Consider the following 8,229-nt stretch of genomic DNA (forward strand, 5'->3'; position numbering starts at 1 on the left):
ACCTTGCCGGTACGGACGAACCCTGCGGTCTTGACCGTGTCGTCGTCCTTCCAGGTACCCACGGACACCGGCGAACCGAAGTTGGTGCCGTCCGTACTGGTGCTGACGGAGTACGCACCGGCAACACCGTTGCCCCCACCGGGACGGGGCTGGTAGAGGAGAGCCGAGACGTCTTCCGTCTTGTGCATGTCGATGGTGATGCTGTGCGGGAACGGAACGAGACCATTGGCGTACTTCGAGTGCCAGGGGGTCTTGGGGTCGCCGTCCAGCACGTTGGAGGCCTTGCCGTTCTCGGCGACGACCTCCTCGTCGCTCGCCGCGACGGTCCATCCGGCCCGGGACAGGTCGACGAGGGCCGCCGGGGTGCCGGGTTCGCCGAGCAGGTTGAGCTCGGCCGCGGCGGTCCACGGGCCGCGGTTGCCGGCCTCGGAGGTCACAGTCAGGCGGACGAAGCGGACGCTCTCGATGTGGGTGAACGCCGCGGTCTTGGCCTTGTCGTCGTCCTTCCAGGTACCCACGGACACCGGCAGACCGAAGGTGGTGCCGTCCGTGCTGACGCTGACGGAGTACGCACCGGCAACACCGTTGCCCCCACCGGGACGGGGCAGGTAGACGAGAGCCGAGACGTCTTCCGTCTTGTGCATGTCGATGGTGATGGTGTGCGGGAACGGAACGAGACCGTTGGCGTACTTCGAGTGCCAGGGGGTCGCGACGTTGCCGTCCAGCACGTTGGAGGCCTTGCCGTTCTCGGCGACGAGCTCCTCGTCGCTGGCCGCGACCGTCCATCCGGTCCGGGGCAGGTTGGGGGCGGCCGCCGGCGTACCGGGGTCACCGAGCAGGTTGAGCTCGGCCACGGCGGTCCACGGGCCGCGGTTGCCGGCCTCCGTGAGCGCCGTCAGCCGGACGAACCGGGCTCCCGTGGGAGCGAACCCGAGCGTCTTGGTGGCGGTGTCGTCCGCGAGCGTGCCGGTGGCGACCGGGGTGCCCCAGTCCTGCCCGTCCGTGCTGACGCTGATGCTGTACTCGCCGATGCGCCCGTTGGCCCACGCCGGGGGGCGCGGAACGTAGACGAGCGCGGAGACTATGCCCGTCTTGTGCATGTCGATGGTGATGCTGTGCGGCAGCGGCTTGGCCGGAGCAGTCCACACGCTGTGCCAAAGAGTGTTGACGTTGCCGTCGAGCACGTTGGCCGCGCGGCCGTTCTCGGTGACGGTCTCCTCGTCGCTCGCCGTGGCCGTCCAACCGGTCCGGTCGAGCATCGGAGCCTGGGGCTCCATCGCGTTCGCCGGCGCGATGCCGTGGTGCGGAGACTGGACCGCCGCCTTACCGTCGCCGGCCACCGGCGTGGGAGTGGGAGCCGGTGCACCCACGGCAGGGTTCGCGATCCCGAGCCACGGCGTAGCGCCGAGCAGTACCGCGCCGAGACCGAATGCTATGAGCACCCGTGATCGGCGTAGCACGCGGGAATAGGCGAGGAAGCGCCTGGACTGCAATCTGACCTCCTGAAACGAACTTATACGCACCAGAACATAGGTCAGAACAGCAAGAACTCGCCAGAAATAAAGAACACTTGAGGCCAAGTTGTAGCGTTGACCGGACATGTCCGGACATCCCCGCCACCACCCATAAGACGCTCTGGGCGGACATGTCCTGACATTCCCAAAGGCAACCTGCCGGGCACGGCCTGTCCGGCTACAGCGGCACGTTGCCGTCGGCCTCGAACGCGGCTCCGTGACCGGGCACGATCAGGTCCGCCGCGGCCAGCACCCGCCGCCGCGAGGCGCGCAGGACTTCACGGTCCGGGGCCACCGGGTCGTCGGCCGGGCCGGCCGAGTGCCACCACAGGTCTCCGGCGAACGCCACCACGCCCGTGTCCGTTCCCGCGAGCAAGGTGATGTCCTCGGGGCTGTGTCCCGGCGTGCGGATCAGGCGCAGCGAGGGGGTGAGTTCGTAGCCCTCCGCGTCCCTGTTCTCCCACTGGTCGCCCTGGTACTCGACCTTGTGGTCGTGGACCCGGGCCTTGCCGAACAAGCCCACGTTCATGGTGTTGTCCGGGTGGTGGTGACTGAGCACCACGTCGGTGATGTCGTCGGGGCCGAGCCCCAGTTCCGCGAGCGGGCCGAGGATGTCGTCGCGGCTGGCCACCATGCCCGGGTCGAATATCACGTGCCGGCCGCCGTCGGAGACGTACGAGACGGTGGCGGCGACTCCGGGGCCGGTGGAGCCGACGTAACCGGTGGTCAGGATCGTGAAGACGGCGCTGCGGCCGAGGGGGGCGTCCGCTCGGAGTTCCGGTGCGGTGACCGCCGTCGCGTTCGCGGTGTTCGCGGTGTTCGTCGCCGTGTTGGTCGCGGTGTCGGTCGCGGTGTCGGTCGCGGTGTCGGTCGCGGTGTTCTGCGTCGTGTTCGTCATGGCTGTAATCCTGCTGCGCCGTCCGGTCGCTCACGAGTGGCACACCTGCCAGTGATCGCAGGATTAGTGCCATCGTGTCAGACTGCTCCCGTGCCGCCCTTCAAGACCGTCGCCGCCTACGTCCCGCCCGGTGTCGGCATGCTCGCCGTGGGCATCGTCACCGAGGTGTTCGGCCCGCACGGGCAGGGGGTTCCCGGCTTCGACTTCGCCCTGTGCGCCGACCGTCCCGGGCCGGTCCCCACCGACATCGGCGTACCGCTCGCGATCGAGCACGGCCTCGGCCGGCTGGCCACCGCCGACCTGGTGATCGCCCTGCCCGGGTCCGGCTTCCGTACGCCGCCCGGTCCCGACGTACTCGACGCGCTGGCGGCCGCGTACGAGGGCGGCGCGCTGGTCGCGGCCCACTGCGTGGGCACGTTCGCGCTCGCCGAAGCCGGCCTGCTCGACGGCCGACGGGCCACCACCCACTGGCGGTTCGCCGAGCTGCTGGCCGGCCGGCACCCGGACGTCACCGTCGAGCCCGACGCCCTGTACATCGACGAGGGCCGGATCATCACGGGCGCCGGAGCCGCCGCCGGCTTCGACCTGTGCCTGCACCTGCTGCGGCGGGAACACGGAGCCGCGATGGCCAACGCCGTCGCCCGGGACATGGTGCTGCCCTCGCACCGCGACGGCGGACAGGCCCAGTACCTGGCCGCCCCCGTCCCCGAGGACTGCGAGGACGAGCGGCTCTCCGAGGTGCTCGCCTGGGCCCGCGCGCACCTCCACGAGCCGCTGCCCGTCGCGGAACTGGCCCGGCGCGCCGTGATGAGCAAACGCTCCTTCGCCCGCCGGTTCACCGCCGCGACCGGCACCACCCCGCACGCCTGGCTGCGGAACCTGCGGCTGAGCGGCGCCGAGGAACTCCTGGAGACCACGGACCTGCCCGTCGAGGAGATCGCCCGCAGGGTCGGCTACGGGAGCGCGGCCGTCCTGCGCGAACAGTTCGTCCGGCGCCGCGGAGTACCGCCCCGCTCCTACCGGCGCTCCTTCACGAGCACGCCCTGACTAGCACGTGCCGGTGAGCGCGCCTTCCGGTGAGCACGCTTGACGAGCACGGCCCGAGGACCGCGCCGGGCCGTCCCGGCCGGCTCCGCAGGTCGGCCCGGGCCGTGCGTGGGACGCTGGAACGGTGGTGCGCGCCCTCGTGGAGCTGCGGTCGGGCACCGGCCCCCTGCCGGCGGCCGCGCGGCGGGCCGTCCGGGTCACCCTGGCCGCCTGCGCCGGCTTCTACGGTTTCCTGCACGGGCTGCACCAGCCCGCCGACGCCACGTACGCGCTCTTCGCGGCCGTCGCACTGTCCGGGCTGTCGCGGATTCCGGGCACCGGTCGCCAGCGGGCCGCGTTCATCGTCCGGTTGCTCCCCGTCGCCTGCGTCCTCGTGGCCGTGGGCACCTTGCTCGCCGTCCGGACCTGGTCCGCCGTGGCCGGCATGCTCGTCATCGGCTTCTGCGTGGCCTTCGGCTCGGTGGCCGGACCCCGTCAGGCGGGCGCGGCGCCCGGCCTGCAGTTGCTGTACATCCTGCCCAGCTTCCCGCCGTACGCCCCGGCCGACCTCGGCCCCCGGCTGGCCGGGACCGTCGCCGGGATCCTGCTGCTGATCCTCGCCGAGCGGTACGTGCTGCCCGACCCGCCCGTCCCCCGCTACCGGGACCGGACCCGCGAAGCCGCCGACGAAGCCGCCCGGTGCGCCGCCGCCTTGGAGCGGCCGCCGTACGCGCTCACCGCCGCCGAGGACGCCAGGGCCGCGGAGACCGCCCAGGCCCTGCGCCCCTCCCGGACCCCGGAGGCGGAGCGGCCGGCCGGGCCCGGTCTGCGCGAACGCGCGCTGGCCCACGCGGGGCTCGCGGCCCGGACCCTGCTGACCTGCCTCCGGACCCTGCCGCCGCCGGCACCGGGCCGACGGGCCGATCCGGCCGGGCTGGACCTCGTAGGGGCCGTACGGGAGTCGGCGGCCGGGACCGCGGCCCTGCTCGGGGAGGGCCGTCCGCCGATCGCGGGTGACCTGGGCCTGCGGAAGTTGCGGGCCTCCCTCGCGGGGGCCTCCGCGCCGGAGCCCGGGGCGGGTCTGCGCCGCGCCACCCTGGTGGAACTGGCGGACGCCGCGCTCGTCCTGCGCGGGGCGGCCGAGATCGCCGTGCGGGGGCGCGCGGCCGTCGTGGACGCGCCGCCCGACCGGTTCTGGTACGCCCGCCCGAGCACGGCGCGGCTCTGGTGGATCCGGCTCCACGGGCACACCGGACCGAGGTCGGTGCTGTTCCAGAACGCCGTCCGGCTCGGCCTGGCCCTCGCCGTGGCCCGCGCCGTCGCCGGTCTCGTCTCGCTGCCGCACGGATTCTGGGCGATGCTCGCGGTGCTCAGCCTGACCCGCACGACCGCCGTCCAGACGCGGGCCACCGTCCGCCTGGCCCTGATCGGCACGTGCGTGGGAGCGCTCGCCGCGGGCGGGATCCTCGCGCTGGCCGGGGAGTCGAGCGTCCTGTACGAGATCGTGCTGCCGCCCCTGATGCTGGTCGCCTTCTGCGTCGGCGGGCGCGGAGTGGGCTGGGCGCAGGCGATGTTCACCCTGGTCATCGCGATGGCGTTCGCCCAACTGGCGCCCGTCACCTGGCAGCTGGCCGAGGTCCGGTTGCTGGACGTACTGATCGGCAGCGCGATCGGAACCGTGTGCGGGCTGCTGGCCTGGCCGCGCGGGGCCCACGACGAACTGCGGCGCGCCGTCTCGGAGTTGCTGCGTGCCGCCGCCGACGACGTCGAGGCGGTCACGGCCGCCGTCGGGCGCAGCGGAGCCGGGGACGCCGAGGGCGCCGCCGGGCGGGTGCGGCACGCGCTGATCATGTCGGAGACCGCGTTCGCCCAGTACCAGGCCGAACGTCAGCACCCGGCCGGGCCGGGCCGCGACTGGCAGGCCGCGATGATGGCCGGCCACCGGGTGCTGTGGGGCGGCCTGCGGCTCCTCGGCTCGCGGTCCGGACCGCCGCCCGGTCCGCACGAGGAGGCCTCGGTCAGGGAGTACGGGGCCCTGGTGGCGGCGGACATGCGCCGCGCGGCCGGCCTCCTGGGACCGCCGCACTCCCCCGAACCGACCGGCTCCGCCGACCCGATCGGCGCGGCCGCTGCGCCGCACTCCCCTGCACCGCCGATCCCCGTACCGCCGGGCCCCGTGCCGCCGGGCCCCGTACCGCCGGGCCCCGTACCCGCGTCGCACCGCCCCGAGCCCGCCTCCGCGCCCGCGGCGTACTTCGCCGCGATGGCCTGGCTGGACTCCCTGGCCTCCGACGTGGCCCTGCTCGGGGCGAACGAGACCCCGCTCCCGGCTGCGTAAGCTCCCGAAGGGGTGCCGGCACCGAGGTGTCCGCACCCCTTTCGCTGACTCTTCAGCCACCACGGGAACCGACTTGCCATCCACTTTGCTGCGCCGCGCACTCGGCGCACTCGCCGTAACCATCGTCACCGGAGCCCTCCTCACCCCGACCGCGCAGGCCCGGGCCGCCGCCCCCGCCGCACCGCCGGTCACCGCTTCGGGGGCCTTCCTGATGGACGGCGCCACGGGCGCCACGCTGACCGCCAAGGCGCCCGACACGAAACGCCGGACGGCCAGTACCACGAAGATCATGACCGCCCTCGTGGTGATCACCTCGCCGGGCCTCGACCTCGGCAGGAAGGTGATCGTCAAGCAGGAGTACGCGGACTACGTCGTCCGGGAGGGTGCAAGCTCGGCCCGCCTCAAGCCGGGGGCCGCTCCCACGGTCCGCCAGCTGCTGTACGCGCTGATGCTGCCGTCGGGCTGCGACGCGGCGTACGCGCTCGCGGACTCCTTCGGCGCGGGCAGGAGCACCGCGGCCCGCACGGCGGACTTCATCGCGAGGATGAACGCCACGGCGAAGAAGCTGGGCATGACCAACACCGCCTACGACTCGTTCGACGGCATCTCGCCGGGCGGCAAGAACCTCACCACCCCGCGCGACCTCGCGAAGCTCACCAAGTACGCGATGGACAGGAGCACGTTCCGGACGGTCGTGAAGGCCACGTCGGTCAGCAGCGGCGGCACCTCCACCGACGCCCAGTGGACCAACAGCAACCTGCTGATCCGGCCACGCCCGGCCGGGTACGCGTACCCGGGTGCGCTCGGAGTCAAGACCGGCACCGGCACCACCGCGGGCAAGTGCCTCGTCTTCTCGGTGACCCGCGACGGCAAGACGGTCATCGGCGTTCTGCTGAACGACGAGGAGCGCTACGCGGACGCGATGAAGCTCTCCGACTGGGCCCTCGGCCCGGCCCCGGGCTCGAAGACCGCGCCGCAGCGCAGCACGGCCGGGCCGATCCCGGACGGCCTCGACTGAGCCGGCCGCCCGCCTGTCCGAGTGCGTTGCGCCCGGCGCCCTGCCGTCTAGGCAGAATGGTCCAGACCTTCTAGGGTGAGCGCTCGTCAGATGCCGCCGTACACCGTCCCCTTGGGGTGCAGATGGTCACGCGCAGGTCCCTCCTGGTCGCCGCCGGACTGAGCGCGGGGGCGGCGATCGCCCTGCCCTCCGCTCCCGTACGAGCCGCCGAGCGGGTCATCGGCCTCCCCGCCCCCTCCTCGGGGCGGCCGGTGGGCACCGTCGACCTGCACCTGGTCGACCACGACCGCGACGATCCGCTCGCACCGGACCGCAGGCCGCGCGAACTCATGGTCCAGCTCTGGTACCCGGCGCTCACCACGGCGGGCCACCGACGGGCCCCGTACACCACGAGCGGGGTCGCCGCCGCGCTGGAATCGGGCCTGCCGCTCAAGCCGGGGACCCTGGCGGCCGTACGCCCGCACGCCCGGACCGGCGCACCCGCCCTGCCGGGGGCGCTGCCGCTGGTGCTCCTCGGGCACGGGCGCAAGGGCGGGCGGAGCAACTGCACCGTCCTGGCCGAGGAGCTCGCCTCCTACGGGTACCTGGTCGCGGCCGTCGACCACACCTACGACGCGGCGGTGGTGGAGTTCCCCGACGGCCGGGTGGCCCGCAGCGTCCTGCCCGAGGAGTCCGACGACTGGGACCGCCAGGAACGGCTCGAGACAGCCACCCGGGTGGGCGACCTCCGCTTCGTGGCCACGACCCTGACCCGCCGGCGGCACTCGCCCCGCGCGGACCTGCGCAGGATCGGCGTCGTCGGGCACTCCATGGGCGGGGCCGCCGCCGCCGAACTCCTGCGGGTGGACGACCGCTTCGCCGTGGGGGTCGGCCTCGACAGCGCCCTGTTCGGCTCGCCGGTGGCCGACCTCGGGCTGGACAAGCCCTACCTGCTGCTCACCGCCCTGGAGGACCACGACACCTGGCGCCGCTGGCGCGAGCACCAGCGCGGCTGGGGCCGCCAGCTGCGGGCGGACGGCACCGGGCACCTGACCTTCACCGACCTGCCGCACTTCGCCGTGCCGGGCGGCTTGGCGGAGTCCTGGCCCGCCGACCTGTACGCCGAACTGCTCGGGACCATGGCGCCCGACCGCTCGGCGGAGCTGATCCGCACGTACACCCGCCTCTGCTTCGACCGGTTCCTGAAGGGTCGGCCGTCCACCCTCCTGGACCGCCCGTCCCCGCGCTACCCGGAGGTCGGCTTCCGCTGGACTCGCGGCTGACGTCGTACGGGAGGACGGATCGGGGCTCGTCCACATCGCTCGGGCTCGTGCAACCCTTCGGTTGCGCGAGCCCGAGCGATGTGCAACTCTGAAGTGGCCCCAATGGCCGACGAGGACGGGGACCCCTTCCAATAAACCACAAAGAACCATGCGCACGAGGTAATAATTTAAGT

Annotated in this window: 6 protein-coding genes; 4 read left to right on the forward strand and 2 right to left on the reverse strand. The window is 73.1% G+C overall.

Going from position 1 to position 8,229, the window contains the following annotated elements; genetic code table 11:
* A partial coding sequence (locus ACWGDE_RS32825; RefSeq protein ID WP_453392690.1) for a discoidin domain-containing protein occupies positions 1-1,442 on the reverse strand: 1,442 nt, incomplete at its 3' end.
* Positions 1,443-1,692: 250 nt separating this feature from the next.
* Positions 1,693-2,412, reverse strand: coding sequence for an MBL fold metallo-hydrolase (locus ACWGDE_RS32830; RefSeq protein ID WP_453392691.1), 720 nt, complete (start codon positions 2,410-2,412; stop codon positions 1,693-1,695).
* A 138-nt stretch (positions 2,413-2,550) separates the two neighbouring features.
* Here ACWGDE_RS32830 and ACWGDE_RS32835 point away from each other — a divergent pair, with 138 nt between their 5' ends.
* From ACWGDE_RS32835 to ACWGDE_RS32850, 4 genes are all read left to right on the forward strand, one after another.
* Positions 2,551-3,459, forward strand: a complete 909-nt coding sequence (locus tag ACWGDE_RS32835; protein ID WP_453392694.1) for a GlxA family transcriptional regulator — start codon at positions 2,551-2,553, stop codon at positions 3,457-3,459.
* 124 nt (positions 3,460-3,583) lie between these two features.
* Complete coding sequence (locus tag ACWGDE_RS32840) at positions 3,584-5,776, forward strand: FUSC family protein (protein WP_453392692.1); 2,193 nt, start codon at positions 3,584-3,586, stop codon at positions 5,774-5,776.
* A gap of 73 nt (positions 5,777-5,849) precedes the next feature.
* Positions 5,850-6,794: a D-alanyl-D-alanine carboxypeptidase family protein gene (locus ACWGDE_RS32845; protein WP_453392693.1), complete on the forward strand. Its 945-nt coding sequence runs from the start codon at positions 5,850-5,852 to the stop codon at positions 6,792-6,794.
* Between the two features lie 122 nt (positions 6,795-6,916).
* The gene (locus ACWGDE_RS32850; RefSeq protein WP_453392695.1) at positions 6,917-8,056 is read left to right on the forward strand and encodes an alpha/beta hydrolase family protein; all 1,140 of its coding nucleotides are present in this window, start codon (positions 6,917-6,919) and stop codon (positions 8,054-8,056) included.
* The last annotated feature ends 173 nt before the right edge of the window (positions 8,057-8,229 follow it).

This window comes from Streptomyces sp. NPDC054956, from assembly GCF_053609185.1.

Excerpts from the sequence above, each read along its gene's own strand:
- ACWGDE_RS32830 (WP_453392691.1), bottom strand. The coding sequence starts at position 2,412 with ATGACGAACACGACGCAGAACACCGCGACCGACACCGCGACCGACACC.
- ACWGDE_RS32835 (WP_453392694.1), top strand. The coding sequence starts at position 2,551 with ATGCTCGCCGTGGGCATCGTCACCGAGGTGTTCGGCCCGCACGGGCAG.
- ACWGDE_RS32850 (WP_453392695.1), top strand. The coding sequence starts at position 6,917 with ATGGTCACGCGCAGGTCCCTCCTGGTCGCCGCCGGACTGAGCGCGGGG.